This window comes from Pannonibacter phragmitetus DSM 14782 (assembly GCF_000382365.1).
In the GTDB taxonomy this organism is placed as follows: Bacteria; Pseudomonadota; Alphaproteobacteria; order Rhizobiales; family Stappiaceae; genus Pannonibacter; species Pannonibacter phragmitetus.
The window spans coordinates 695,112-720,884 of sequence record NZ_KB908215.1; the positions used below are offsets into that span (position 1 = coordinate 695,112).

Below are 25,773 nucleotides of genomic sequence, written 5' to 3' on the forward strand. Positions count from 1 at the left end.
CAATGGCCGTTTATACCGAAGTTGCCGACGAAGACCTTGCCGCCTTTGTCGCCCGATACGGCGTTGGCCGTCTCCTGTCCTACAAGGGCATTGCAGAGGGCGTGGAAAACTCCAACTTTCTGGTGCGCACGGATCAGGCCAATTTCATCCTCACCCTCTATGAAAAGCGGGTGAACCCGGACGATCTGCCCTTCTTCCTCAACCTGATGCAGCATCTGGCGAAGAAGGGCATCAACTGCCCGCAGCCGCTGGTGGCCGAAGACGGCACCATGCTGGGCACTCTGTCAGGCCGCCCCGCTGCCATGGTCACCTTCCTGGAAGGCATGTGGGTGCGCCGCCCGCGCCTTGAGCATTGCGCCGCCCTTGGCGAAGCCCTTGCCCGGCTGCATATCGCCGGTGCCGATTTCCCGATGAAGCGGCACAATGCGCTGGATGTCAGCGGCTGGCGCCCCCTCTTCAACCGTTCTGCCGAGCGCGCCGGTACGGTGGTGCCCGGTCTTGCCGAAGAGCTTTCAAGCGAACTCGACTATCTGGAAGCCAACTGGCCGAAGGATCTGCCGGGCGGGGTGATCCATGCAGATCTCTTCCCCGACAACGTGTTCTTCCTCGGCAGCGAACTGTCCGGCCTGATCGACTTCTACTTCGCCTGCACCGACAGCTTCGCCTATGACGCGGTCATTTGCATCAACGCCTGGTGCTTCGAGGCAGATGGCGCCTTCAACGTCACCAAGGCCCGCGCCTTCCTCAATGGCTACCGCAAGATCCGCCCCTTCACGCGGCAAGAGTTCGCGGCCCTGCCCCTGCTGGCGCGCGGCGCATCCATCCGCTTCCTGCTGACGCGGCTTTACGACTGGCTCAACGTGCCCCCCGGCGCGCTGGTGACGCCGAAGGACCCCACCGAATATCTGCGCAAGCTGCGCTTCCACCGGGGCGCCATCTCCGCTCATGATTACGGGCTGGACGCATGAGCGAGGACGCGAAGGTCGTCATCTACACGGACGGTGCCTGCTCGGGAAATCCGGGTCCGGGCGGCTGGGGCGCGATCCTGCGTTTCGGCCCGCACGAGAAGGAGTTGAACGGCGGCGAAGCGGACACCACCAACAACCGCATGGAACTGACGGCCGCCATCGAAGCCTTAAGCGCCCTCAAGCGCCCCTGCACCATCGATCTTTACACCGACAGCGTTTATGTGCGTGATGGCATCACCAAGTGGATGTTCAACTGGAAGCGCAACGACTGGCGCACGGCGGACAAGAAGCCGGTGAAGAATGCCGACCTGTGGCAGGCTCTCGACGCCGCGCAGCGCCAGCACCAGATTTCCTGGCACTGGGTGAAAGGCCACGCCGGACATCCGGAGAATGAACGGGCCGACGAACTGGCGCGGCTCGGCATGAAGCCCTATCAGAAAGGCCGCAAGGCAGCTGGAGACAGCAACGGATGAAGCCCCTGCGCAAGGCAGATTTCATGGCGGGAGATGACAGCTCCGGGCCGGAAGAGGCTCGGGCCGCTGCTCATTCCCAGGAAGGCGGCTCCGGCGCGCATGACAGTGCCGCCGCCCTTGCGCGCAGCGTCCTCATCCTCGCCAATCCGGCTTCCGGCGGTTACCGCCCCCGCCTTCTGCAGGACATTGCCGCAAGGCTGGAAGCCAGGGGCTGCACGGTGACCATCCGCCTGACGCGCCGGGCCGGAGAAATCGGTGAGATCTGCGCCGATCCGGCCCTGCGGACCGGCATTCTGGCAGTGGCTGGCGGCGATGGATCGGTCAATGAGGCGATCCGCGGCTTTCAGCAGAACACGGCAGCGGCTGCTCCCGAACTGGCGGTCATTCCCTGCGGTACGGCCAATGTTCTGGCCGCCGAGTTGAAGCTTCCGCGCAGCGCCGAGGGCATCGCCCGCATGATGCTGCAACGGCGCAGTGTGCCGCTGCATTACGGCCTCGCCAACGGCCGGCCTTTCGTACTGATGGCTTCTGCCGGGTTTGATGCGGAAGTGGTGCATGCGGTGCCGCTGGCGCTGAAGCGCCGCCTCGGCAAGCTCGCCTATGTACTCACCGCGCTCGACATCGCCTTCTCGCGCCATGGGGAAGACCTCTTCGTGCGGATCGGCGATGAGCCAGAGAACGGCGACCATGCCGGCCGGACACTCACGTGCCGCCTCGCTGTCGTCACCAAGGCGCGCCACTATGGCGGTCCTTTCGTCATCTGTCCGGATGGCGGCGTGACAAGGCCCGGCCTGCATCTTCTTGCGCTGGAAAAGGACACGCCGCTGGCCGCCCTGCGCTTCGGCCTCGCGCTGCTGACAGGCCGCTTGCACAAGACGAAGGGGGTCACGCTGGTGCCGGTGAACAGCCTCACCCTCACCAGCCGCCGAGCCGTGCCCGCCCAGATCGACGGCGATCCCTTCGGCGTCACGCCGCTGACCCTGACGGACGGCAACCGTCCGCTGGCCCTGCTGGTGGGGTGAGGGGTTACTGGAAGAGCGTTCCGAGCTTGGCGAGCATAGCTCGCAGGCCAAACATCTCCGGCGTCATCCCGGACGCAGCGAAGCGGAGATCCGGGACCGGTGAGTCACCGTCTATCTATTTGTGTAAGAGAAAAAGCTTTCACCTCGGCTCACCGGTCCCGGATCGCGCGGGGCGCGTCCGGGATGACGATCGAAAGGCTCTGCTCTTTGGTCTGCAAAATAGCGACCCTAAATTCGCCCTCAATCCCGCAGCCTCAAGCCTCGTGGTGCTCACGCAGATACACGGTGGCCTCTTCTGCCGTCATGGCTTCGCCGAAGAAATAGCCCTGCGCATATTCGCAGCCGAGCTGGAACAGTTCGAGCGCATCGGACTCGCTTTCCGCCCCTTCCGCGACGATGGACATGCCCAGATCATGGCCGAGAGCGATGATGGAGCGCAGTATGACCGGGCGGGCCGACTGGCCGTTGTGCCGCACGAAGGACTGGTCGATCTTGATCGTATCGAAGGGGAAGCGCTGCAGATAGGCAAGCGAGGAATAGCCCGTGCCGAAATCATCCAGCGACAACCCCGCCCCCAGACCGCGCAGGCGCTCCAGCACCTTGGCGGCATATTCCGGGTTGGACATGACCATGGATTCGGTCAGCTCCAGCTTCAACGTGCCCGGAACAATGCGCGAGCGCGACAGGATGGCCTTCACTTCATTGATGAGGTCATGACGCAGCAGCTGGCGGGAGGAGATGTTGACCGAGAGGAACAGCGGCACCGGCGTGCGGATCTTGTCCTGCCATTCGGCCAGCTGGCGCGCGCCCTTGTCGAGCACATAGACGCCCAGTTCGTTGATGAGACCGGATTGCTCGGCAATCGGGATGAATTCGCTCGGAGCAATCGGCCCGCGCTTGGCGTGTTTCCAGCGGGACAGAACCTCAAACCCGGCGACGGACTGATCCGAAAGGCGCACGATGGGCTGGAAATGGACGGCGAGTTCGCCGTCCTTGATCGCCTTGCGCAGGTCGCCTTCCAAATCAATCACATTGCGGCCCAGCGGGCGCAGGATCGGGCGGAAGACTTCCTGACGGTCACCGCCGAGACGCTTGGCATGGTTCAGCGCGATTTCCGCATCCGTCACCAGCTCTTCCGCCGTCTGGCGTCCGCCTTCGAACAAGGCAAAACCGATGGAGCAGGTGAGGAAGACCTCCCGGTCGCCATAGGTCACCGGCGCGCGCACGGCCTTGCGGAAGGCGTCGGCCACCTGGGCAATGCGCCCCGCCTCCTGCTCCGACAGAAGGATCATGCCATACTGGTCGCCGTTGAGCCGGGCGAGGGAATCCTGCGGCTGCAGCATGCGGTCGAGACGGCGGGCGATGGTCAGCAGGATCGAATCCCCTGCCGACAGGCCGATGCCGTCATTCACCTGCTTGAACCGGTCGAGATTGAGCAGAAGCACCGTCGGCTTGGCGATGCTGCTGTCCGCCTTGCAGCGGGCAAGAGCGGCCTCCAGCCGGTCCATGAACAGTTCGCGGTTGGCGAGGCCCGTCAGGTTGTCATGCACCGCATCATGCAGCAGCCGCTCTTCGGCCGTCTTCTGCTCGGTGATGTCCAGCAGCGTACCGACGCAGCGGATGACTTCGGCATCCGATCCCAGAATGGGGCGGGCACGCAGGCGGAACCAGCGGAAATGGCCATCCTCGGAGCGCAGGCGGAAATCCTGCTGCACCTTGCCGCGCCGCTGATCCACCACTGCATCCAGCGTGGCGCGGAAACGGTCGCGGTCCTGCGGGTGCAGCACATCCAGCCAGTCACGCGCCGGGCCATCCAGCGTGCCATGGCGAAGGTTCAGCAGATCCTCGACTTCGTGGCCGGTGTAGATGCGGTCACGGTCGATGTCCCAGTCCCAGATGATATCTCCTGCGCCGGTCAGGGCCAGAGCGCGCCGCTCCACATCCGAAATCAGGCCTTGGACGATGGCGCCGCCTGCAAATGCGTGCTGCATCACCGTGAAGCCGATAAGAAGCACGATCAGCACCAGCCCGCCGCCCAGCGCCGGCTGGGCGATATCGTTGTTGAGCACGCCCAGAACGGTCATCGCCGAGCCAATGAGCCAGACGATCAGCAGGAACCAGGTGGGGATCAGCATGATCGCCCGGTCATAGCCCTGAAGCGCCAGCACCAGAATCGTAGCAAAACCGGCAAAGCCGATGAAGCCGAGTGACAGGCGCGCGATGCCGGCCGCAATCGAGGGATCCCACACCGCGACACCCAGAAGCCCCAGCAGCAGGGTGAGCGTGCCAAGTGCGAGGTGACTGTAGCGGATGTGCCAGCGGTTCAGGTTGAGATAGGCGTAGAGAAAGATGATCAGGCTGGCCGCCAGCATCACTTCGGCGCTCGCCCGGTAGAGCTGGTCCTCGCCCTGCGTGAGGTTGAAGACCCGGCTCCAGAAGCCGAAATCAATGCACAGATAGGCCAGAACCGCCCAGGCCAGCGAGGCCGTTGCCGGGAACATCACCGTACCCTTGACCACGAACAGAATGGTCAGGAACAGCGCCAGCAGACCGGAAATGCCGAGAATGATGCCGCGGTAGAGCGTGTAGGCGTTGACCGTTTCCTTGTAGGCATCGGGCTCCCACAGGCGGATCTGCGGCAGCTCGGGCGTGCGCAGTTCGGCCACATAGGTGACGATGGCGCCCGGATCGAGCGTAATCAGGAAGACATCGGCCTCAAGGCTTTTCTGCCGCTCCGGGGCAATGCCCTGGCTGGGCGTGATCGAAGCCACACGGGAGGTGCCCAGATCCGGCCAGATCATGCGTGATCCGGCCAGCTGATAGAAAGGCGCGACGATGAGCCGGTCGACCTGCTCATCGGAGGTGTTGGTCAGCGAGAAAACCGCCCAGTTGGTGTTCTGCCCGTCGCGCGAGGCCACCTCGATGCGCCGGACAATGCCATCGGCACCGGGCGCGGTGGAGACCTGCAGGCGCGGTCCGGCATCGCGGTAAAGATCGATGGCGCCGGTGAGTTCCAGCGCCTCCACATCCAGCGGCACCGGGATCGGCTCAAGCGCAAGGGCGCGGCCTGCGAACAGGGTCGCAGTCAGCAGCAGCAGTACGGCAGCCAGGAACCGGAGAAATGTCACCGGCAGTTGAAGCGGAGTGGCGAGCATGGCTCGAACAGTTAAAGGGTTGTCGGCCATGTCACAAGATTTCTTTCGAGGCGCCACTGGTCCATTGTGGAGAGGCGGCCGCAACGGCCGGCACCGGATCATCAGCAAGGCGCGCGAAGAGGATATGGTCCTGCCACTGACCGTTGATATTGAGGTAGCGGCGCGCATAACCTTCGCGTGTGAACCCGTTCTTGCGTAGAAGCTGGATCGACGGCCCGTTGCTGGGAAGGCAGGCCGCCTCGATCCGGTGCAGGCGCAACACATCGAAACAGAATGGCGCGATCAAGGCGACCGCGCTGGACATGTAACCTTTTCCAGCGTGCCGTGCGCCCATCCAGTAGCCGAGCGAGCAGCATTGGGCGACACCGCGCCGGATGTTGGACAAGGTCGCCCCGCCCAGAAGCGTTCCATCCTGTGAAAAGAGGAAGAAGGGATAGCTGCGCCCCTCCTTGCGGTCATTGGCATAACGGCGAAGGCGGCGGCGGAAGGCAGGCTTGGTCAGATCATCCACCGGCCAGAGCGGCTCCCAAGGGGTCAGGAAGCTGCGGCTTTCTTCCCGCAGCACAGACCACTGCGGGAAGTCCGCCATCAGGGGCGGGCGCAGATAGAATCCCTGCCCCCGCAATGTGGGCTCTGTCTCCGACGCTCCGAAGGACAGAAGCAAGGCCACCTGACGCCCTCCTTATCCCGGCCCGGTTCAGGCGAAGGCGCGCTGCGGCACAGGGCCGCTGAGGCGCTGCTGCACCTCGTCCAGTGTCATCATCTTGCCGATGGGGCCAAGGCCCGTCAGCGTCGGCTGGCTGGAGGTGAAGATGTCCGATGCCACACGGCGCACGCTCTCGGCCGTCACCGCATTGATGCGCTGCGACACTTCCTCAAGGCTCAGCGTGCGGCCATGGATCAGCATCTGCCGGGCGATCTGACCGGCGCGGGCGGCAGGGCTCTCCAGTGCCATCATCAGTCCGGCGCGGATCTGCGCACGGGCACGGGCCACCTCCTCCTCGGAAATGTCGCTGCCTGCGCGCTCCAGCTCTCCCAGGATCACCGGCATCAGCTCTTCGAGGTTGTCCTCGCCCGTCGCCGCATGCAGGCCGAAAAGGCCCGTGTCGTTGAAGGCCCAGTGGAACGAGTAAATCGCATAGCACAGGCCGCGCGTTTCCCGCACTTCCTGGAAGAGGCGCGAGGACATGCCGCCGCCCAGCACAGAGGCCAGGATCTGCGAGGCATAATAATCCGGCGAGGCATAGGACTGGCCCTTGAAGCCCAGCAGGATCTGCGCCTCCATCAGCTCCTTTTCCAGACGGCCCTCGCCGCCGGCATAGGTGGCCTCGCCCACAGGCGCCGCCTGTTCGCCGCTGAAGCTGGAGAACTGATCCTCCGCAATGCGCACCAGTTCGTCGTGATCCACGGCGCCTGCCGCCGACAGAACCATGTCCGGCCCCCGGTAGCGGTTGGCCAGATACTGGGTCAGCGAATCCCGGTCGAAGCTCATCAGGGTTTCGGGCGTGCCAAGGATCGGCCGGCCCAACGGCTGACCCGGCCATGCGGTGGACTGGAACAGATCAAAGGCCTGATCGTCCGGGCTGTCGAGTGAGGCACCGATCTCCTGCAGGATCACGTGCTGCTCGCGGGCCAGTTCTTCCGCATCAAAGACGGAGTTCTTGAGGATATCGGCCACAAGATTTGCGGCCAGCGGCACGTCTTCGGCCAGCACCCGGGCATAGTAATTGGTGTGTTCGACGCTGGTAGAGGCATTCAGCTCACCGCCAACGGCCTCGATTTCCTCGGCAATCTGGCGGGCGCTGCGGGTGGCGGTGCCCTTGAAGGCCATGTGCTCCAGCAGATGGGTGATGCCATTCTGCTCTGGTGCCTCCGCCCGTGACCCGGTCCTCACCCACACCCCGAGCGCCGCAGTCTTCAGGCTCGGCATCCGGTCCGTGATGACGGTCAGCCCATTGGCCAACCGGGTCGTCCTTACTTCCATGCGGTCCTCCCGGGCTCACAGGGGAGCGGGTGGCGTGTCACGCCTGCCCTTGTTTCAGCCCTCCTGCCCTCAGGCATTCCGGCGCTCCGGCTGTGGCAATACTGTTTCACGGCTTGCGGGCCTTTGCCAGCCCTTGTCATTGTTGTGACACATACCCTAGGGCACGGCCAGATGGCAGCTCAAGCAGAAAGGGGCGCAAGCAGCCTTGCGCCCCTCCCCGCGTCAGTTTCAGGCCGTGCCTTTCACGGCGCGGGCGTTTGCCTCGACATGGCGCTCGATGGCGCCCAGATCCGCCGGCAGCACGCTCTGGCGCTCCGGCGCGGTCATCATCGGCTCCAGCTGTTCGGGCAGAGCCGGATAGACACCGCTGGCAGCCTTGACGGCGGCGGGGAACTTGGCCGGATGGGCCGTGCCCAGCACAACCATCGGCGCTTCGCTCTCCCCCAGCTCCTCGGCCACATGCACGCCGATGGCGGTATGCGGGTCGAGCAGGTAGCCGGTTTCCGCATGGGTGCGGGCAATGGTGGCAGCCGTCTGATCCTCGCCGCAGCGCCCGGCTGCGAAGAGCTTGCGCATCTCTGCGAGCGGACCATCAGCGATGGTGAAGCTGCCGGACTGGGAGAGGCTGCCCATCATGGCCTTCACGGCGGCGCCATCGCGGCCATGCATTTCCGCCAGAAGCCGCTCGAAGTTCGACGAGATCTGGATATCCATGGACGGGGAGATGGTGGCCGAGACGCCGCGCATCTCGTAGCGGCCCGTTTCCAGCGTGCGCACCAGAATGTCGTTGCGGTTGGTGGCGATCACCAGCTTGTCCACCGGCAGGCCCATGCGCATGGCGGCGTAGCCTGCAAAGATATCGCCGAAATTGCCGGTCGGCACGGTGAAGGACACCGGGCGGTGCGGCGCGCCAACGGCAACGCCTGCCACGAAGTAATAGACGATCTGCGCCAGAATGCGCGCCCAGTTGATCGAGTTCACACCCGACAGGCCCACCCGGTCGCGGAAATCGAAATGGTTGAACATGCCCTTCACGATGGCCTGGCAATCATCGAAATTGCCTTCCACCGCCAGTGCATGAACATTGGCTTCCGTGGGCGTCGTCATCTGGCGGCGCTGCACGTCGGACACGCGCCCTTCCGGGAAGAGGATGAACACATCCGTGCGCTCGCGGCCGCGGAAGGCCTCAATGGCCGCACCGCCCGTGTCGCCGGACGTGGCGCCAACGATCGTGGCGCGCTGGTTGCGTTCACTCAGCACATGGTCCATCAGCCGGCCCAGCAGCTGCATGGCCACATCCTTGAAGGCCAGCGTCGGGCCGTGGAACAGCTCCAGCACGAAGCGGTTCGGTGCGATCTGTACCAGCGGCGTCACAGCCGGATGGCGGAACGTGGCATAGGCCTCATCGATCATGCGCTTGAGATCGGCATCCTTGATGGTGCCGCCGGTGAAGGGGCGGATCACCTCGAAGGCGACGTCCTGATAGGACTTGCCGGCAAAGCCTGCGATGGTTTTGGCGTCAAACTGCGGCCAGGTCTCGGGCAGGTAAAGCCCGCCGTCACGGGCAAGGCCCTGAAGAAGAACATCTGCGAAATCGAGAACAGGTGCGTCACCACGCGTACTGACATATCTCACCGCGCCGGATCCCTTTATGTCTGGCTACAGTCCTGCGCCCTGGCCAATTTGCGGCGGGCGCAGTCAACAGGCGTTTGATCTTCGGCGGGACGGGCGTCCCGGGACCATGACCCATAAGACAGTTTGCCAAGGCGCGCAAACTGCATTTGAGAACACCAGCCCGCCCGGTTCAGCATGGCTTGCAGGTGCCCCGTCCCGCATCAGGCATGGCCTGAGTCGCCGGAGAGCATGGAAGGATCAACACCGATCTGCCACAAGGCTCTCTGCCACTTGGTGCCGATTTCGGCGTCAAACAGGATCGACGGATCGGCCGGGCCGGTCAGCCAGCCGTTGGACTGGATCTCCTGCTCCAGCTGGCCGGGCGCCCAGCCGGCATAACCCAGGGCCAGCATGGCCTGCGACGGTCCGCGCCCCTCGGCCAGAGCCTTCAGAATGTCCATCGTTGCCGTCAGGCAGATGCCGTCCTGAATGGACAAGGTGGAGCTTTCCAGCTGGAAGTCATCGGAATGGAGCACAAAGCCGCGTTCGGTTTCCACCGGGCCGCCGCGATAGACGCTCATGCCGCGCAGCGCGTTGGGCAGGCGGATCGACTGGCCTTCCGGCACGATGTTGAGCTGCACCAGAAGATCAGCCACGGACAGGCTGTTGGATGGCTGATTGATGATCAGCCCCATCGCCCCATCAGAAGAGTGAGCACAGAGATAGATGACAGTGTGGGCAAACCGGCTGTCAGGCATGTTCGGCATGGCAATCAGAAACTGCCCGTCGAGCCAGCCTGTGTCCGAACCTTGTGTCATGCAGCCTCCCTTTTGCATTGCACCCCTGTAGAGATTACCTGCTGCCAGGTGATTTGTTAACTTGCTTGACGCTTTGACCACCGGCAATTTTTGCAACGTTCACAGAGTTATGAGCGCCCTCCGGCCACAGAAGGGGAGGACGCCGTGCAGGCTTTGCGCTATCACCTTTCGCATGTCCTCATCTCAGCCCCACGATCAGACGGCAACATCCCTTCGCTCTGCAGCACAGCGCCTTGCAGCGGCCTGCTCCGTCCTGCTGCTGGCCGGTACGTCGCCGGCCAGTGCCGTCATCACCGAGTGGCAGATGGTGGAGGGCGGCGCCGTGCGGCTGGTGGTGGCCGGCAAGGCGCCCGATGGCAGCTACGAGGCCGGCCTTGAAATCGCCCTTGACCCGGAGTGGCATACTTACTGGCGCTATCCGGGCGAGACAGGCATTCCGCCGGAACTCACCTTCGAAGGAAGCACGAATCTGGCGCATGGAAGTCTCTCCTTCCCCGCCCCGGAGCGTTATGACGATGGCTTCAGCCAGTCCATTGTCTATACGGAGAGCGTTCTGCTGCCCCTGCAACTGACGCCAGCAGCAGCGGATAAGCCGCTCAGGCTGGAGGCCAAGGCCTTCTTCGGCGTCTGCAACCAGATCTGCGTGCCCGCCGAAGCGCATTTTGCGCTGGATCTGGCTGCCGATCCCCAGCCCGACCGTATTGCCGCCCGGCTCATCAGCACGGCGCGGGCCGCCCTGCCCGTTGCCATGCAGGAGACTGAAGGCCCGCGCCTGACCGGCTTCAGTTTCCGGGAAGGCAAAACTGCGCTGAAGCTCGACATCACCGCTGATGTGGGAGATGCCGCCACGGCCGATCTCTTTGCCGAAGGCGCAGCAGATTCCACCACCGGCCTGCCCAAGCCGGGCGCGCGGGACGGCAGCACTGCCCGCTGGAGCCTGTCCCTCAAGGGACTGAGCGGACCAGAAGAGGCCCTGCCCCTGCGCCTCATGCTGGTGACGGACGGGCGCGCAGTCGAGGCCACCTACGAGATCGACGGCAGGACCCGCAGCATCCGGCGGACGGACGGCCCGGCACACTAGCGCCCCTTCCGCTGAAAAGGCTCGACGGCGCCGCCATATGACCCTATGTCGAAGGGCGGCCCGCTTTTGCACTTCCGAGCTGCGGCGTGCCTTAAGCGTTTTTATTTGGACGTGGAGAGATCCGGATGAGCATCAAGATTGGCGACCGTCTGCCGGACGGCGTATTCAAGGTCATCGGCGGCGACGGCCCGGTGGAGATGAAGGCCAGCGACATCTTCAACGGCAAGACCGTTGTCCTGTTCGGTGTGCCGGGCGCCTTCACCCCGACCTGCCACATGAATCACCTGCCGGGCTTCGTCGAGCATTTCGATGCCTTCAAGGCCAAAGGCGTGGACACCATCGCCGTGGTTTCCGTGAACGACATGTTCGTCATGGATGCCTGGAAGAAGGCCACCAGCGCCGGTGACAAGATCCTCTTCCTCGCCGATGGCAGCGCGTCCTATGTGAAGGAACTGGGCCTTGAGCTGGACGCCTCCGGCTTCGGCATGGGCATCCGCTCCAAGCGCTTCGCCCTCATCGCCAAGGACGGCGTTGTCTCCGCCCTCAACGTGGAAGACGCCCCCGGCCAGGCCACCGTTTCCGGTGCCGCCGCGATGCTGGAAGCGCTCTGATCCAGTTCGGGAAACTGGAACGGGAACACATAAGGCCGGAGGCGCATGTCTCCGGCTTTTTCTTTGTGGATGAGTCAGGGGCGGCGCAGAGTGTGCGGCGCTATCCGCAATGGCGGCGCAAACGGCATGATTGTTCCGCCCAAGGGCGGCTATCTATCTGAACTTTTTGGAAGAAAACTGGATGGTCGGAGTGGAGTGATTCGAACACTCGACCCCCTCGTCCCGAACGAGGTGCGCTACCAGGCTGCGCTACACTCCGATCCAGTCGAGCACCGGGAAGCCCGGGCCGGGAACCGCCGGGGCGCTGCCCCGTCGATGTGGCGGGTATTAGCACCGCTTTTTTTGCCCCGCAAGCCCCCCTCACGCACATCGGCAAAGAAAGTTTGCCAGTGCTCCACAATCTGCCGCCGGGCGGTGGATAAGTCCCTGACCGCCTCTCCTGTTTCACGAAATGCGGCCCTGCGCATCATGTGGATGTGTGGAAGGTGTTTGACCGGAAGACTTGCGCCCGCGCCGGGCTTGAGGCATACAGCGCGCCTGAGGCGCGGTCACACACCGCTTGTTCCTCATTCTGGGGCGTCGCCAAGTGGTAAGGCATCGGTTTTTGGTACCGACATTCGGAGGTTCGAATCCTCCCGCCCCAGCCATCCGTCTTCGCTAATTTTGCCGAAGCCCGCCGAAAAACGGCACCTGTAAGCACCTGAAAATATTCGAAAATTTTAGTTAGGCTGCTCCGGAAGGACCAGTTCCGCGGCCCCGGCTCCGCCCCACCGCCAGCCTGTTTGCGCTCAAGCGCCTGCCAGCGTCACGCTGCCGGCCGCTTATCCCCTGCTCCTCCGGCAGCCCTATTCTGTCCTCCTCGCAGGCGCGGCCTGCTGCAAGGAGACAGATGCGATGACGGACCGCTTCGACAGCCATGGCGCCGGCCTGACAGCCCCCGCCAGCCACGGTTTTTCCATCACCCCCAGCGACAGCACCACCTTGAGCGAAGTGGTGCGCGCAATCTATGTCGGCACCGGCGGGTCAATCGTCCTGACGCTGCGCAGCGGGGCGGCCATCACCCTCACCAATGTGCCCGATGGCTGCCTGCTGCCGCTGCGCGCCACGGCGGTGAAAGCCACCGGCACCACCGCCTCGGGCCTGGTCGGCCTGCTGTGAGCGCCGCGGCTTCCTCTCTCGCGGCACCCAGCCTCTGTCTGGGGCCGGTGCTGGGCCTTGCCCTTGCCACACCGCAACGGCGCGGCGGCTGGTGGCCGCGCGGGGCCGTTTATGCCGCCGACTTCCGCAAGCACCGCTACATGGCGGGCAACCGCAACATCTCCCCGGCGGCTGCCTTCAGCCTGGCGCGCGGCGGCGAAGCGCTGGCGCCCAGCCTGGACGGCAGCCATCAGAGCTTTGCCGCCCATGAGCCTGCCCGCACGGACCGGGGGCTGTTCCTCTCCCCTTCGGTCAGCAATGCCATTCCTGACAATACGGGCGAAGGCGCAACCCTTTCCACCACGGACACCCTGAACGGCATGCCCGCCACCTGGCGTCAATCGCGGGTGGATGGAGCGGCTATTTCCGGCCGCATCGTGCAGGTGGGCAGCGACAGGGGGCTGCCCTCGGTGGACATCCGCCTCTGGGGGACATCGACGGCTTCGGATCTGCAGATCTTCTTCTCCAGTTCCGAACTCACACACATGCCGGTGACGCCGGGCAGCCCGGTGCTGTTCGGCATCCATCTGGGCGTGACTGGCGGAAGCCTCGCCAATGTCAGCTGCCGCCTGCGCCTCTCTGAGATGAACGCCAGCAATGTTTTTCTCTTCAAACATCTGGAGACTGTTGTGCCTCCGGCCCACGCTCAGGCGGGGCTTGCGCGTTTCGAGATCAACCGCACCGTTCAGAGTGCCGCTACGGCAGACGTCAGGGCTGGCCTGGAATTTGGTCTTTTTGGCACGTTTGACATGACATTGCGGCTGGCAGGCGCGCATCTGGAAGCCACAACAGCCGCAACACTCGCGGCCCGCGGCCTCAGCGCCCCGGTGCCGGCACGCGGCACGGCCGTGTCGCGGCCAGCCGATGCCCTGACCCTTCATCTGCCACGGGGCACGCGTGCCGTTGTGCTGACTGCCGGGACCGGCGCCACACTGGAACTCGGCACTGCCGCCGAAACCTCCGCAGGTCCGGCCAGCATCGCCGTGCCCTCCAGCCCCTTTGGCGCCGTCCCGCTGGTCAGCGCCACCGGATGGGCCTAGGCCGGCGCTGCGGCCTGATGACGCCATGCCACCGGCTGATGCGGGGCGGGGAAATCCCCTGCCCCGGCCTCGTCAGTCCGGCTGGACAGAGTTGACGCGGCGGGCCTTCAACTTTTCTTCCCAGGCAAAGGCATGGCGGACGATCAGCTCCAGATCATTGTATTTCGGCTGCCAGCCCAATTCCTGCCTGGCAAGGGCGCTGTCGGCCACCACCAGCGGCGAATCGCCCGCCCGGCGCGGAGCCTCTACCACCTTGAAATCGACGCCCGAAACGGCCTTCACCGTTTCGATGACCTGCCGCACGGAATAGCCCTCGCCGTAGCCGCAGTTCATCACCGCACTGCCGCCACCCGCCCGCAGCCGCAGAAGCGCCAGCCTGTGCGCCTCCACAAGGTCGCTTACATGGATGTAGTCGCGCACACCCGTGCCATCTGCCGTCTCATAATCCGTGCCGAACAGGCTCATCTGCGGGCGCTGGCCAAGGGCCGTCTCGCAGGCCACCTTGATGAGATGCGTCGCCTGCGGCGTGCTCTGCCCCGTCGCGCCCTGCGGATCAGCCCCGGCCACATTGAAATAGCGCAGCGCCGTGTAGCGGAAGTCATGCGCGGCGCTGACATCCTTCAGCATCAGTTCCGTCATCAGCTTGGACATGCCATAGGGCGAAAGCGGCACCAGCGGCGCATCCTCCGGCACCGGCACGCTCGACGGATCGCCATAGACCGCAGCGGTGGAGGAAAAGATGAATTTGTCCACCCCGGCCGTGACGCAGGCCTCGATCAGGCTGCGCGAGGCGGAAGTGTTGTTGCGGTAATATTTCAACGGGTCGGAGACCGATTCCGGCACGATGACAGACCCGGCGAAATGGATCACCGCCTCGATGCCGTGATCCGCCAGCAGACGGCCCACCAGCGCGGTGTCGGCCACATCGCCCACCACCAGATGCGCCCCGGCAGGCAGCGCCCAGCCGAAGCCGGTGGTGAGATTGTCGAGCACCACGACACTCTCCCCCGACCGCACAAGACAATGGGCCATGTGGCTGCCGATGTAACCGGCGCCGCCGGTGATGAGTGTCGTCATGGCAAATTGTCTTTCCTTCGAAACCAGGACCGTACCGGCGGGCGGAGCTCCAGCGCAATCATGGCAGCTTTGCCCCATGCGGCGGCAGACTGCAAGCGCCGCTTCAGCAGATCCATCCAGCTCACCGGCCAACACACGGGCCGATCTCATTTCCGGCAACCGCATGTTTTTCTTCGGAAAAAACAGCCCGCAGAAATCAGGCTGCGGCAATTGCATTGCTCGCCCGTATTCGCATGACCGGTTTCAACGCCCTCCGGGCGGCGGAGGCGCAGCCAGCGGACAGTGCCCCGTCTGACGATGCCCCGTCTTCTGGAAATCCGGTCCTGGCCCGCGGGGTCATGTGCCCGTGGCATCCGGTCAGGACGGGTATGACGCCGTTCAATCTCAAGGCGCCGCAATGCTGCCGCATGACGCCGTGAAAATGCGCGGGTGCCGCTCAGGCTGTACCGGATCCCGATGCGTCAAGCTTATCGGGAGCTGGTATCACCTGCCCGCCCCGGCAACAAACCGTAAGACTTGCTGTTTTATTTATCACCCGGCACGAACATTGATGCGGTAAAAAATCCCACCAAATAAAGTTCGCCCACTATATTTAGGAAACGCCTAGAAATAAACAGCCGTCAAATCAAATGACAAAGGTTGACATGCCTGTTTAAAATTTTAATGATCACGATCATTCTCATACTTGATTTTCACCTGCATTCCGGAGGCAATTTGTCATGCCAATACCATACCTGAACCTTGATCTAAATCTTGACCTAAATAGTGGAAAGACCAGTTCTTTTTGGCGCCGTGCCGCTCTGCCCCGTTTCGGCAGGATGGCCGCCGCATGTCTTTTGCTCTCGTCAGCAATAGTCCTGCCGGGAGTCTCTGAAAGCCTCGCGCAGACAGCGCCGGAGACGCCAAGCATACAGGAATTGCGCGAGGTCGTGCGGCAGGGCACGGACGAAGCCGCGTCGCAGACCGCATTGCAGCACCTGGAAGACGCGGCCTCGGCGGACGACAAGGATGCCCTCCACGCCCTTGGTGATCTCTATTCGCGTGGCGGCCTGGTGCCGGTGGATGGCGCCAGGGCCGTTGACTATCTGACCCGTGCCGCCGAAGCCGGGAACGACTGGAGTAAGGTGCGCCTGGGGGAAATCTACCGGGACGGCATTGACGTTGACAAGGATCAGGCCAGGGCAGCCGCCTTCTTCAAATCGGCCGCAGACAATGACAATGCCGCCGGCAGGCGCGCCTATGCCCGTGCCCTCATCAACGGCGAGGGCGTTGAAGCCAATCCGGAAGAGGGCCTTGCCCTGCTCACCGAAGTGGCGGAGACCGGTGACCGCGGAGCGCTTCACACTCTGGGTGACCTTTATTCGCGCGGCGGCCCCATTCCGATGGACGGCGCAAAAGCGGTTGACTATCTGACCCGCGCGGCAGAAGCTGGAAATGCCGCCAGCTCTCTCCGCTTGGGCGAAATTTACCGGAACGGCATTGGCGTTGAACAGGATCAGGCCAAGGCAGCCGCCTTCTTCAAGTCCGCCGCAGACAACGGCAATACCGGCGGCAAGCGTGCTTATGCTCTAGCTCTCATCAACGGCGAGGGCGTTGAAGCCAGCCCGGAAGAGGGCCTTGCCCTGCTGAGCAAAGTGGCGGAGACCGGCGACCGCTGGGCGCTTCACACCCTGGGCGATCTTTATTCGCGCGGCGGCCCCATTCCGGTGGATGGCGACAGGGCCGTGGAATACCTGACCCAGGCCGCAGAGGCCGGAAACGCCGCCAGTTCTCTCCGCCTTGGGGAAATCTACCGCGATGGCATCGGCGTGCCGGCCGATGCGGCGAAGGCGCTGGCCGCCTTCGAGGCGGCCCAGTCGGCCGGTGCATCAAACGCAGCACTCCGGCTGGCCGAGGCCGCGCTTTGGGGCCAGGGCGAGCCGCAGGACACGGAGAAGGGCATCGGCCTGCTGCGGGAGCAGGCCGAGGCTGGAAATGCCTCCGCGATGCTGACCCTTGCGGATGTGCTGCTGCGCGGCGAACTCATCCCGGCAGACAGAGGCGAAGGAATCCGGCTGCTTGAGGAGGCCGCAGCGCAGGGCAATGCCACGGCCCTGCTGCGCCTTGGCAATGCCTACCGGACCGGCCAGTTGGCCGGGCAGAACCCGGGCAAGGCCCTCTCCCACCTGGAGCGCGCAGCAGCGGAAGGCAACAGCAGCGCACTGCTTGATCTTGCCCGGGGGCATATGGACGGCCAGTTCGGCCGCCAGTCGAGCCAAGCAAAGGCCGCGGCCTATCTGAAGGAAGCGGAGGCGCGGAACATTACGGCGGCCGCCGTGCTGTCCGCCGAGTGGATGCTGCATGGCAAGGGCACCAGGGCCAATCCTGCCGGTGCGCTGGCCAGGCTGGAAAAAGCGGCAGCTTCCGGCAACGCGGATGCGGCGCGGCGGCTCGTCAGCCTCCACCGCAGCGGCGCCGGCAAGCAGCTGAAGCCGAATCCGGCCAAGGCGCGGGCCGCACTCGCCGCCCATGCCGCCCTTCTGAGGCCGGATTTTGTGGCGCGCGAAGAACTTATGATCCGCGGTGTTTCCGCCAGTTCCCGCGCCGATTTCGCCGCCCTGGCCGAAGCTTTCAGGCAGGCCCCGCAGCAGACGCGCCTCAACCTGCTCACCACCTTGCGCTGGTCCAATGCCAATGCCTTTGTCTATCTCGTGCAGGATGAGATGCAGGCGCGCGGGCTGTACAAGGGGCCGCTCAACGGCCTGCTCACCCGGGACACCATCCGCGCCATCAGCGCGCTGTGTGATGCAGGCCCTTCCGGCGAGCGCTGCCGTCAGGGGCCATTAACGGGCGATGCCGCCCGTCTGATCGCCGTCCGCATCGCAGCCGGCGCCTGATCACCCAGGCTGACACGATCTCCAGTGATGGCCCGCGCCCCCGCGCGTGCCATCACTGCCAACGGGGCAATCCGGCATCTCTGGCCGGCGGCAAAAGACAACCACCACGCCTCATACCAAGGCTTTCGATACTGACGCATCAAGCCTTGAATTGGCTCATGCGCCGCACGGGCTTGACCAACTCCCGATGTGTCAAGCTCATTGAGTGCTGGTTCTCTACATTTGGCTGCTGCGTCAAGATTTTTGTTCGCATTTCCCAGTCCACTCCGGTCGAAGATTAAAAGCGTCCCATGGTTCTCTTCGGTGTGCGGTCTGTCCCAGTCCGTCACCACTATCCGGGGCTTTTCGCTTCACATCCAGGGGGGGGCGATGCAGTGTATCAAACGGGGTCTTAACTTTGGCCCGCATCCAACTGTCTCGCATTCGTCCGTCCCGGTCCGGTCGCTTCACCTCATGGACACTGAGGGTTTGTTTGCGAACGAACTTCACGATCCCGATTTCTATAAAGCTCTGCCACCAGGGGCGGCGCGGAAATGATCCTCCCTCTTCCAAAGCCCAAGCAGCAGGACCGCCAATTTGCGGGCAACCGCCGTGCGTGCACGCTTGGGACCCAGCCGTTTGGCCAGCTTCAAACCCCAGCTTCGCAAGGCGGAAGGTGCGGTCACCGTCGTCAGCAGACAGCCTGCCGCCTCATAGAGATAGTGCCGCAACATCTCGTCGCCCTGCTTGGAGATCGAGCCTGTCACATCCCGGTCACCCGACTGATACCTCTTGGGTGTCAGGCCGATGTAGGAGCCGATCGACTTGGCGGTTCGAAACCGCTCAGGGTCTTCCACCGTCGCCACAAAGGCCAGAGAGGTAAGCGGGCCAACACCTGGCACCGACATCAGATGCCAGCACGGCTTCGATGCCGCCGTGATCTGGCGCACCTTCCTGTCCAGTCCTGCCAGTTCGAGCTCAACCCGCGCAAGCGTGTCGAGCAGGGCGCTGATCCCGATATACAGCACCTCGTGCTGATTGCAGGAAGAACGGACCTCCTCGTCAAACCGTTTTGCACCGGCACGTGCCGAAATCTTGATGCCGAACGGGCGCAAGAGCCCCCGCACCTGCCCGTAAAGCTGGCGCTTGACGTTGACCAACTGCTCGCGCGCACCAAGCAGCGCTTTCAGCCGATGGCTTTCCATCGTCTTCACATGCACCGGTGAATACCAGCCGCTCGCCAGCATCTCGGCAAGCGCCTGCGCATCTGCCTTGTCCGTCTTCTCTGGCCGTGCCTTCAGCGCATCCGCAGCACGCCGCGCATCCATGCAGATGACCGGAAAACCCAAACCCTTCAGCTCGTGGTAGAGCCAAGGCGTCAGAGAACCCGTCTCAAGACCAACTTTCGCAAGATGGCCCTGCCATCTCTTCAGCCGTTCCGCAATCATCGACGGCTGCGTATCCGCGCTCCCACGCCACACTACCTGCCGCTCCTGGTCCATAACGCAGATATGTGTGCTCTTGAGGCTGACGTCCAATCCAACGTAATATTCCATCGCTGCTCTCCTTAGGTCTTCGACAAACCAAGGCGGATGATCTCCCCCGCTCTGGGGAGCAGCAACCTCATGTATGGGATGTATTAAACCTCGAAGCCGAAGCCGCGCAAAGCGGCGCGCAGGCCCTCAGGTGTCTCATAGAGATGCCCCTTGAGGCCCGCAGCCTCCGCGCCCTCGATATTCTCCGGCAGGTCGTCCACCATCAGCGTTGCCGCCGGATCATGGCCGTAGCGCTCGCACAGGCGCAGATAGACGGCAGGGTCAGGCTTGCGGGCGCCGAATTCGGCCGAGACATGCGCCTGCTCGCCGAAGATGTCGATCACCTCCGGTGCGCAGTGGCCCAGCACCTTGCCCAGCAGCATGCCATTGTTGGTGAGAAGCGCCGTATCGGCCTGCTCGCTCACCGCATTGGCCAGCGCCAGCACAGCCGGTCGCGGACGCATGACGGACTGACGGATGCGGGCCCAGTCACTCTCGGAAATGGGATGGCCAAGGCCTTGCGCGAAGCCCGCCAGATAGGCTTCCGCCGTTGCCGGATCGCCCGCTTCTGCCCGTGCCTCCCAGCCCGAGCCCCAGATGGCGGGCTCGAACAGGCCGCGCGGGCGGCCGGTCAGCCGCTCCAGCGCCTCACACCGGGCCTGCCGGTCGAAATCATAGAGCACATCGTCCATGTCGAAGATGACGAAGCTGATGGTCATGCAAGGTCCCGCAACAGGAGCAAAGGCAAAGAATCAGACCGCCGTGCCGCCGACGGTCAGCCCGTCGAGCCGCAGGGATGGCTGGCCGACGCCCACCGGCACCCCCTGCCCCTGCTTGCCGCAGGTGCCCATGCCCGGGTCCAGCGCCATGTCATTGCCGATCATGCTGACGCGGGTCAGCGCATCCGGGCCATTGCCGATCAGCATCGCCCCCTTCAGCGGCGCGCCGACCTTGCCGTTCTCGATGCGGTAGGCTTCCGTGCAGGAGAAGACGAACTTGCCGCTGGTGATATCCACCTGCCCGCCGCCGAAGGACACGGCATAAATGCCGTTCTTCACCGAGGAAAGGACTTCCTGCGGGTCCTTGTCGCCGCCCATCATGATGGTGTTGGTCATGCGCGGCATGGGAATATGCGCAAAGGACTGGCGGCGGCCATTGCCGGTGGGCTTCATGCCCATCAGCCGGGCGTTCTGCCGGTCCTGCATGTAGCCCACCAGAATGCCGTCCTCGATCAGCGGCGTTGAGGCCGAGGGCGTGCCCTCGTCATCCACGGTGATGGAGCCGCGCCGGCCGGCAATCGTGCCGTCATCCACAATGGTCACGCCGGGGGCCGCCACGCGCTGGCCCATCAGCCCGGCAAAGGCGGACGTCTTCTTGCGGTTGAAATCCCCTTCCAGCCCGTGGCCCACCGCCTCATGCAGCAGGATGCCCGGCCAGCCGGGGCCCATCACCACATCAAACGTACCGGCGGGCGCAGGCACCGCCTCCAGATTGACCAGCGCCCGGCGCAGCGCCTCATCCACACCCGCCTGCCAGGCCTCCGGCGTGATGAAGCGGGCAAAGCCCTCGCGCCCGCCGCAGCTGAAGGAGCCGGTTTCCATGCGCTCGCCAGAAGCCGCCACCACGGAGATGGACAGGCTGACCATGGGCCGCACATCACGCACCCTGTGCCCATCGGCCCGCAGAATGTCCACCACCTGCCAGGAGCCGCCGATGGAGGCCGTGACCTGCCGCACGCGCGGATCACGCGCCCGCGCAAAGGCATCAATCTCCTGCAGCAGCTTCACCTTCTCCTCGAAGCTCGGCCCCGCCAGAGGGTTGAGATCCGGGTAAAGCTGCACATTGGTGCGGGCGGGCGCGGCGGCATAGCTGCCCGCATGGCCGGAGCGCACCGCAGACACCGCATCCGCCGCCCGCTTCAGCGCCGCTTCCGAAATCTCGCCCGAATGGGCATAACCAGCCGCCTCACCGCAGACAGCCCGCAGGCCAAAGCCCTGCGACGTGTCGTAATTGGCGCCCTTCAGGCGGCCATTGTCGAACACCAGCCCTTCCGACTGCCGGTATTCCACAAACAGCTCCCCGTCATCCGCCCCCGCCAGCGCCTCCCCCACAATCCGCCGCGCCGCCTCCATCCCAAGCCCCGTGGCTTCAATCAGATCCGGAATTGCGGCGGCAGAAGGGGACTGGCTCATCGGTGTCTTTCAACTGAACGGCGGAATAGGGACCCGGCGCAGGCGGCACCGGTTTTGAGGTAACATAGCGGGTCAGGTGGGGGAATTCATCCCCCTGTGGATGAGCCCCGGCATTCACTTCCGCCAGTCTCAAGCCCCCGGCATTGACCATCCCCCGGCTTCCGGCCATAACCGGCGCAAGAGTTGGGGCTTGCCTCAGGGGTGGGCCGGATGCAGGAGAGAGATGTGATGAACCGTATGGAAACCCCGCGCATGCCGGGTGAGGCGCGTTTGCGCTATCTGGATGGTGATTTCCAGATCGAGTCTCCCGGCACCTTCGTGCGCTGTGCCGTGACCGGGCAGGCCATTCCGCTGGATGAGCTCAAATACTGGAACGTGGAGCGCCAGGAGGCCTATGTGGACCCCGCCGCCGCCCACACCCGCTTCGTGCAGTTCGAGGGCAAGGACCTCTGAGGTTTTTTCTGTCCGGGGCGGATTTGCCCCTCTGTGCATGCGGGACAGCGGGGGATCGGGCATGACATGCCCTGCGTCCCTTGCGGGTCCCGGCTCAAGGCCGGGACGGCGCGGAGAAATGATTGCCTTCTGGGGCAATTCCACCTTCTCCAAGTTCAAAGAACGCAGCCTGACCATCCCCACTGTGCCGTCCCGGCCTTGAGCCGGGACCTGTGAGGGTTTCTCTGCCCGCTGGTTCAGCCAACTGCGCCGCAGTCATGGCAAGAGGGCAGGATCTGCGCTCAGAATACGCGCTTCCGTGACATGACTGCCAGATCTCCGCTGCAGCCCCCTCACCGGCTGCGGAAGGGGCGGCGGCGGAGGGTTTCGGCGATGAGGTCCATGAGGCGGGATTGCGGCTCGATGCGCATGTCCACTTCCAGCACGGCGGAGCGCTTGGCAAGCCAGCGGTAGATTTCGCCCTCGGCGCTTTCGATGCGGGCCATGTCCTTGGCGGTGGTCACCAGTTGCAGGTTGTCTGTCTCGGCTCGGGTGAGAAGGCTCTGGGCTTCGGCTTCCGAATAGGGGTGATGATCGCCAAAGGCGCGGGCCTCCACCACTTCGGCCCCCGTGGCGGCAAGGCTTGCGAAGAATTTCTCCGGCCGTCCGATGCCCGCATAAGCCATCACCTTCTGCCCCTCGAACTCTGTGCCATTGGTGGGCGTGATCTTTGCCTCGATGATCGGCAGGCCGCGCCGGGCGGCAAGATGCACGGCCTTGGCTGCGCGGGCGCCCTCGCCCACCACCACCAGCGCATCGGCCTTGCGGATCTGGGTGGCAAGCGGCGCGCGCAAAGGCCCGGCAGGCAGGCATAACCCGTTGCCGGTGCCGACTTCAGCATCCACCAGAGCCAGCGTCAGATCCTTGGCCAGCGCCGGGTTCTGGAAGCCGTCGTCCATGAGGATAAGGCTTGCTTCCAGCGTAGCAGCGAAGGCCGCGCCCTCCGGCCTGTTGGCAGCGACGATCGTGGGCGCTGCGGCGGCCAGCAGAAAGGCCTCGTCGCCCACATCGGCGCCGCTGTGCTTTTCCGGGTCCACCAGCACCGGGCCCTTCAGCCGCCCGCCATAACCGCGCAGCAGGAAAACCGGCTTGTGCCCCTCAGCCTGCAGCAGGGCGCAGAGTTTCAGGGCAAAGGGCGTCTTGCCCGCCCCGCCCACGACGAAATTGCCGATGCAGATGACCGGCAGGCTGGCATGGGCGGAAGGCGCCTGACGCATCCGGCGGCCGGAGACCGCGCCGTAAATGAAGGAGAGAGGCGAAAGCAGTGCGGCCTTCAGGCTGATCCTGTCATGCCACCAGAAGGCTGGAGCCGTTCTCATTCCCCGGAAATCCCGTCCCTTGCACCACTGTCAGCGTAGAGCAAAGGCCGCAGATGTTCCAGCGTGCGATCCAGCGCGCCTGCGCCCGCCTCCGCCACCGCAAAGGCGCGTGCAGCCATGGCCTTGCGCCCCGGCTCATCGGCCAGAAGCCGGGCGATGGCGGGGCCCAGTTCTGCCGGATCATCGACGCGCACGGCCGCCTGCGCATCCCACAGGTCGCGGTAGACGGCCCGGGCATTGGCAACGAGCGGCCCGGTGACCAGCGGCACGCCAAGCTGCGCCGGCTCCACAGGATTGTGGCCACCCACGGGCGCAAAGGACCCGCCGAGGAAGACAGCCGGCGCCAGCCGCAGGAACAATCCCATCTCGCCCAGCGTGTCGGCGATATAGACATCAAGATCCGCGTCCGGAAACGCCCCGCAGGAGCGCTGCGCCGCCTTAAGGCCAGCCCCTGAGGCGAGTGCCGCGATATCACCGCCGCGCACCGGATGGCGCGGCATCAGCAGCGTCAGCAGGCCGGGAAAGCGCTCCGCCAGGTGCTTGTGAGCGGCGAGCACGGTTTCATCCTCGCCCGGGTGGGTGGACGCGGCGAGCCAAAGCGGACGGCCTGCCATCTGCGCCGACAGGGCTGCAACGGCGGCAGGATCAGCCTGCGGTGCGGCGGCGTCGAATTTCAGGTTGCCGGGGGAGCGCACATCAGCAACGCCGAGCTTGCGGTAGCGTGCGGCATCCGCCTCGCTCTGGGCGAGGCACAGGCTGACGCAGCCGAAGACGGCACGGCCGAAAGCGCCGCTCTTCTCCCACTTGGCGCCGGAACGGGCCGACATGCGCCCGTTGATGATGGCAAGCGGAACACCCATCCGCGCCAGCCGGGCGAAGGTGCCGGGCCAGATCTCCGATTCCACCACCAGCGCCAGATCCGGCTGCCAGTGGCCCAGAAACCGTCGGACAAGCTGCGGTGCATCAAAGGGGGCGTATTGATGGAAGGCGCCCTGCGGCAGGCGTTGCGCGGCTATTTCCGCCGATGTGCGCGTTACCGTGGTCAGGAGCACGCTGGTGCCCTCGCCCGTCAAGCGCTCTATCAGCGGCAGCACCGAGTTGGTTTCGCCAACACTGGCCGCATGCAGCCAGACCAGCCGGCCTTGCGGGCGCGGGCGGGTGGCAATGCCGAAACGCTCGCCGCGCCGTGCCGGATCCTCCTTGCCCGCCCGCACGCGGGAGGCATGCAGCAGCTTGAGGACCGGCAGGGCCAGCCCTGCCACGGCTCCATAAGCGCGCAAGGGGAAAGAGGCGGCGGCAGCGGCGCGCGCGTCAGCCATGGCGTTTCCCGGTCAGGGCATAGGCGCGGGCGGTCACCTCGTTGAGGCCTGCCTCGACGGCAAGGCGGGCCACTTCCAGCGCCGCGTCATCGGCATCATTGGCCACATAGATGGGCTCGCCGATGGCGATGGCAGCGCGGCCGAACGGCAGGTTCAGGCTCGCCTTGTCCCAGCTGTTGAAGGAGAGAAAGCGGCTGGTGGCAATGGCGAAGGGCACGATGGGGCGGCCGGAGTAGCGGGCCATCTGCACGATGCCCTGCCCGGCAACACGGGCCGGGCCTTTCGGCACATCGGCCGTCAGGGCCATGATGCCGCCCTCCTTCAGCACGCGCAGGCCCTCGATGAAGCCGCGCATGCCGCCGCGCTTGGTGATCTGGTAGGACTTCTGGCTGCCCGAGGCACGGATCAGCTTCAGGCCCAGCTTTTCAGCCGCCGTGGCATTGATCTCGCCATCCGCAGAGCGGGAGATCATCACATGCACGTCCCAGTCATCCGGCCGGGTGAAGGGCATCATGAAATGCTGGCCATGCCACATGGCGCAGATGAAGGGCCGGTGCGGCTGCAGCCGCTCATAGGCATCCGGCGGATCAATGACCATGCTGTTCGTCTTGCGCACAAGACGCAGGTAAGCCGCCAGCAGCAAGCCAGCGGCCTTCAACAGCGCGGGATTCCGGCCGAGTTTCTTAAGCATTCTGTTCCTGACGTCGCGCCCGAGGGATCAAGAGGCTCTCAGGCGGCGGTTTCCGGGTCCAGCAGGCGGTGCATGTGGACGATGAAATAGCGCATATGCGCATTGTCGACGGTGGCCTGCGCCTTGCTCTTCCAGGCGGTGTAGGCCGTCGCGTAATTCGGGTAGATGCCGACGATGTCGAGCTTTTCGAGATCACGGAAGGTCAGGCCCTCCGGGCTTTCCAGCTCACCGCCGAAAACCAGATGCAGCAGTTGCTTGGGCTCGTTTCCGGTGCTGTTCGTCACGATGTGCTCCTTGCGTCTTGTCTTGCGGCAATCAGGTGGCGCGGGG

Annotated in this window: 22 protein-coding genes and 2 tRNA genes; 10 read left to right on the top strand and 14 right to left on the bottom strand. The window is 64.5% G+C overall.

What is annotated here, in order from left to right; all coding sequences use genetic code 11:
* The first annotated feature begins 2 nt into the window (after nucleotides 1–2).
* The 3 genes from H163_RS0103205 to H163_RS0103215 are packed head-to-tail and all read left to right on the top strand — an operon-like array spanning nucleotide 3 to nucleotide 2,463.
* Nucleotides 3–968, top strand: a complete 966-nt coding sequence (locus H163_RS0103205) for a homoserine kinase (protein ID WP_019963105.1) — start codon at nucleotides 3–5, stop codon at nucleotides 966–968.
* The gene (gene rnhA / locus H163_RS0103210) at nucleotides 965–1,441 is read left to right on the top strand and encodes a ribonuclease HI (protein WP_019963106.1); all 477 of its coding nucleotides are present in this window, start codon (nucleotides 965–967) and stop codon (nucleotides 1,439–1,441) included. Before H163_RS0103205 ends, rnhA begins: the two co-directional genes overlap by 4 nt.
* Nucleotides 1,438–2,463: a diacylglycerol/lipid kinase family protein gene (locus H163_RS0103215; RefSeq protein WP_019963107.1), complete on the top strand. Its 1,026-nt coding sequence runs from the start codon at nucleotides 1,438–1,440 to the stop codon at nucleotides 2,461–2,463. Before rnhA ends, H163_RS0103215 begins: the two co-directional genes overlap by 4 nt.
* 254 nt (nucleotides 2,464–2,717) lie before the next feature.
* Here H163_RS0103215 and H163_RS0103220 read toward each other — a convergent pair whose 3' ends face one another.
* The 5 genes from H163_RS0103220 to H163_RS0103240 all read right to left on the bottom strand — a co-directional run bounded on the left by H163_RS0103220 (nucleotide 2,718) and on the right by H163_RS0103240 (nucleotide 10,052).
* Nucleotides 2,718–5,591 carry an EAL domain-containing protein gene (locus tag H163_RS0103220; protein ID WP_040678043.1) on the bottom strand — a complete coding sequence of 958 codons (2,874 nt, stop codon included), beginning with the start codon at nucleotides 5,589–5,591 and terminating at the stop codon, nucleotides 2,718–2,720.
* A gap of 58 nt (nucleotides 5,592–5,649) precedes the next feature.
* Nucleotides 5,650–6,207, bottom strand: a complete 558-nt coding sequence (locus tag H163_RS0103225) for a GNAT family N-acetyltransferase (RefSeq protein ID WP_019963109.1) — start codon at nucleotides 6,205–6,207, stop codon at nucleotides 5,650–5,652.
* 108 nt (nucleotides 6,208–6,315) lie between these two features.
* Nucleotides 6,316–7,602, bottom strand: a complete 1,287-nt coding sequence (locus tag H163_RS0103230) for a M16 family metallopeptidase (RefSeq protein WP_026355394.1) — start codon at nucleotides 7,600–7,602, stop codon at nucleotides 6,316–6,318.
* Nucleotides 7,603–7,830: 228 nt separating this feature from the next.
* On the bottom strand, nucleotides 7,831–9,237 hold the full coding sequence (gene thrC, locus H163_RS0103235) for a threonine synthase (RefSeq protein ID WP_019963111.1): 1,407 nt from the start codon (nucleotides 9,235–9,237) through the stop codon (nucleotides 7,831–7,833).
* A 200-nt stretch (nucleotides 9,238–9,437) separates the two neighbouring features.
* Nucleotides 9,438–10,052 carry a YqgE/AlgH family protein gene (locus tag H163_RS0103240; RefSeq protein ID WP_019963112.1) on the bottom strand — a complete coding sequence of 205 codons (615 nt, stop codon included), beginning with the start codon at nucleotides 10,050–10,052 and terminating at the stop codon, nucleotides 9,438–9,440.
* A gap of 154 nt (nucleotides 10,053–10,206) precedes the next feature.
* Between H163_RS0103240 and H163_RS22085 the strand changes: the two genes are divergently transcribed.
* Together H163_RS22085 and H163_RS0103250 are read left to right on the top strand one after the other, a co-directional pair.
* The gene (locus H163_RS22085) at nucleotides 10,207–11,115 is read left to right on the top strand and encodes a protein-disulfide reductase DsbD domain-containing protein (protein WP_019963113.1); all 909 of its coding nucleotides are present in this window, start codon (nucleotides 10,207–10,209) and stop codon (nucleotides 11,113–11,115) included.
* 125 nt (nucleotides 11,116–11,240) lie between these two features.
* Nucleotides 11,241–11,726: a peroxiredoxin gene (locus tag H163_RS0103250; protein ID WP_019963114.1), complete on the top strand. Its 486-nt coding sequence runs from the start codon at nucleotides 11,241–11,243 to the stop codon at nucleotides 11,724–11,726.
* Between the two features lie 182 nt (nucleotides 11,727–11,908).
* Here H163_RS0103250 and H163_RS0103255 read toward each other — a convergent pair.
* Nucleotides 11,909–11,985, bottom strand: a tRNA-Pro gene (locus H163_RS0103255).
* 313 nt (nucleotides 11,986–12,298) lie between these two features.
* On the opposite strand from H163_RS0103255, the gene H163_RS0103260 reads away from it, so the two are divergent.
* The 3 genes from H163_RS0103260 to H163_RS0103270 all read left to right on the top strand — a co-directional run bounded on the left by H163_RS0103260 (nucleotide 12,299) and on the right by H163_RS0103270 (nucleotide 13,963).
* A tRNA-Gln gene (locus H163_RS0103260) sits at nucleotides 12,299–12,373 on the top strand.
* 247 nt (nucleotides 12,374–12,620) lie between these two features.
* On the top strand, nucleotides 12,621–12,884 hold the full coding sequence (locus H163_RS0103265) for a spike base protein, RCAP_Rcc01079 family (protein WP_019963115.1): 264 nt from the start codon (nucleotides 12,621–12,623) through the stop codon (nucleotides 12,882–12,884).
* Nucleotides 12,881–13,963, top strand: a complete 1,083-nt coding sequence (locus tag H163_RS0103270) for a hypothetical protein (RefSeq protein WP_026355396.1) — start codon at nucleotides 12,881–12,883, stop codon at nucleotides 13,961–13,963. The genes H163_RS0103265 and H163_RS0103270 overlap by 4 nt, the downstream gene beginning before the upstream one ends.
* 72 nt (nucleotides 13,964–14,035) lie before the next feature.
* Here the strand turns inward: H163_RS0103270 and galE are convergent, their stop codons facing one another.
* The gene (gene galE, locus H163_RS0103275; RefSeq protein WP_019963117.1) at nucleotides 14,036–15,040 is read right to left on the bottom strand and encodes a UDP-glucose 4-epimerase GalE; all 1,005 of its coding nucleotides are present in this window, start codon (nucleotides 15,038–15,040) and stop codon (nucleotides 14,036–14,038) included.
* 917 nt (nucleotides 15,041–15,957) lie between these two features.
* Here galE and H163_RS0103280 point away from each other — a divergent pair.
* Nucleotides 15,958–17,916, top strand: coding sequence for a tetratricopeptide repeat protein (locus H163_RS0103280; protein ID WP_026355397.1), 1,959 nt, complete (start codon nucleotides 15,958–15,960; stop codon nucleotides 17,914–17,916).
* A 500-nt stretch (nucleotides 17,917–18,416) separates the two neighbouring features.
* Here H163_RS0103280 and H163_RS22090 read toward each other — a convergent pair whose 3' ends face one another.
* The 3 genes from H163_RS22090 to tldD all read right to left on the bottom strand — a co-directional run bounded on the left by H163_RS22090 (nucleotide 18,417) and on the right by tldD (nucleotide 21,562).
* Nucleotides 18,417–19,451 carry an IS110 family RNA-guided transposase gene (locus H163_RS22090; RefSeq protein ID WP_081625948.1) on the bottom strand — a complete coding sequence of 345 codons (1,035 nt, stop codon included), beginning with the start codon at nucleotides 19,449–19,451 and terminating at the stop codon, nucleotides 18,417–18,419.
* A gap of 83 nt (nucleotides 19,452–19,534) precedes the next feature.
* Entirely contained in the window at nucleotides 19,535–20,149 is a 615-nt protein-coding gene (locus tag H163_RS0103290; protein ID WP_019963120.1) for an HAD family hydrolase, read from the bottom strand.
* 33 nt (nucleotides 20,150–20,182) lie between these two features.
* Complete coding sequence (tldD, locus tag H163_RS0103295; RefSeq protein ID WP_051105317.1) at nucleotides 20,183–21,562, bottom strand: metalloprotease TldD; 1,380 nt, start codon at nucleotides 21,560–21,562, stop codon at nucleotides 20,183–20,185.
* A gap of 288 nt (nucleotides 21,563–21,850) precedes the next feature.
* On the opposite strand from tldD, the gene H163_RS0103300 reads away from it, so the two are divergent.
* On the top strand, nucleotides 21,851–22,075 hold the full coding sequence (locus H163_RS0103300; protein ID WP_040678048.1) for a DUF2093 domain-containing protein: 225 nt from the start codon (nucleotides 21,851–21,853) through the stop codon (nucleotides 22,073–22,075).
* Nucleotides 22,076–22,407: 332 nt separating this feature from the next.
* Here the strand turns inward: H163_RS0103300 and lpxK are convergent, their stop codons facing one another.
* Genes lpxK through H163_RS0103325 form a run of 4 tightly spaced genes read right to left on the bottom strand, consistent with a single transcriptional unit; the run spans nucleotide 22,408 to nucleotide 25,727 of the window.
* Entirely contained in the window at nucleotides 22,408–23,433 is a 1,026-nt protein-coding gene (lpxK, locus tag H163_RS0103310; RefSeq protein WP_019963123.1) for a tetraacyldisaccharide 4'-kinase, read from the bottom strand.
* Nucleotides 23,430–24,752, bottom strand: a complete 1,323-nt coding sequence (locus tag H163_RS0103315; protein WP_019963124.1) for a 3-deoxy-D-manno-octulosonic acid transferase — start codon at nucleotides 24,750–24,752, stop codon at nucleotides 23,430–23,432. Before H163_RS0103315 ends, lpxK begins: the two co-directional genes overlap by 4 nt.
* Nucleotides 24,745–25,443 (bottom strand): lysophospholipid acyltransferase family protein, encoded by a 699-nt coding sequence (locus H163_RS0103320; protein ID WP_019963125.1) that lies wholly within the window; start codon nucleotides 25,441–25,443, stop codon nucleotides 24,745–24,747. The genes H163_RS0103315 and H163_RS0103320 overlap by 8 nt, the downstream gene beginning before the upstream one ends.
* A gap of 38 nt (nucleotides 25,444–25,481) precedes the next feature.
* Nucleotides 25,482–25,727, bottom strand: a complete 246-nt coding sequence (locus H163_RS0103325; protein WP_019963126.1) for a DUF4170 domain-containing protein — start codon at nucleotides 25,725–25,727, stop codon at nucleotides 25,482–25,484.
* Between the last annotated feature and the right edge of the window lie 46 nt (nucleotides 25,728–25,773).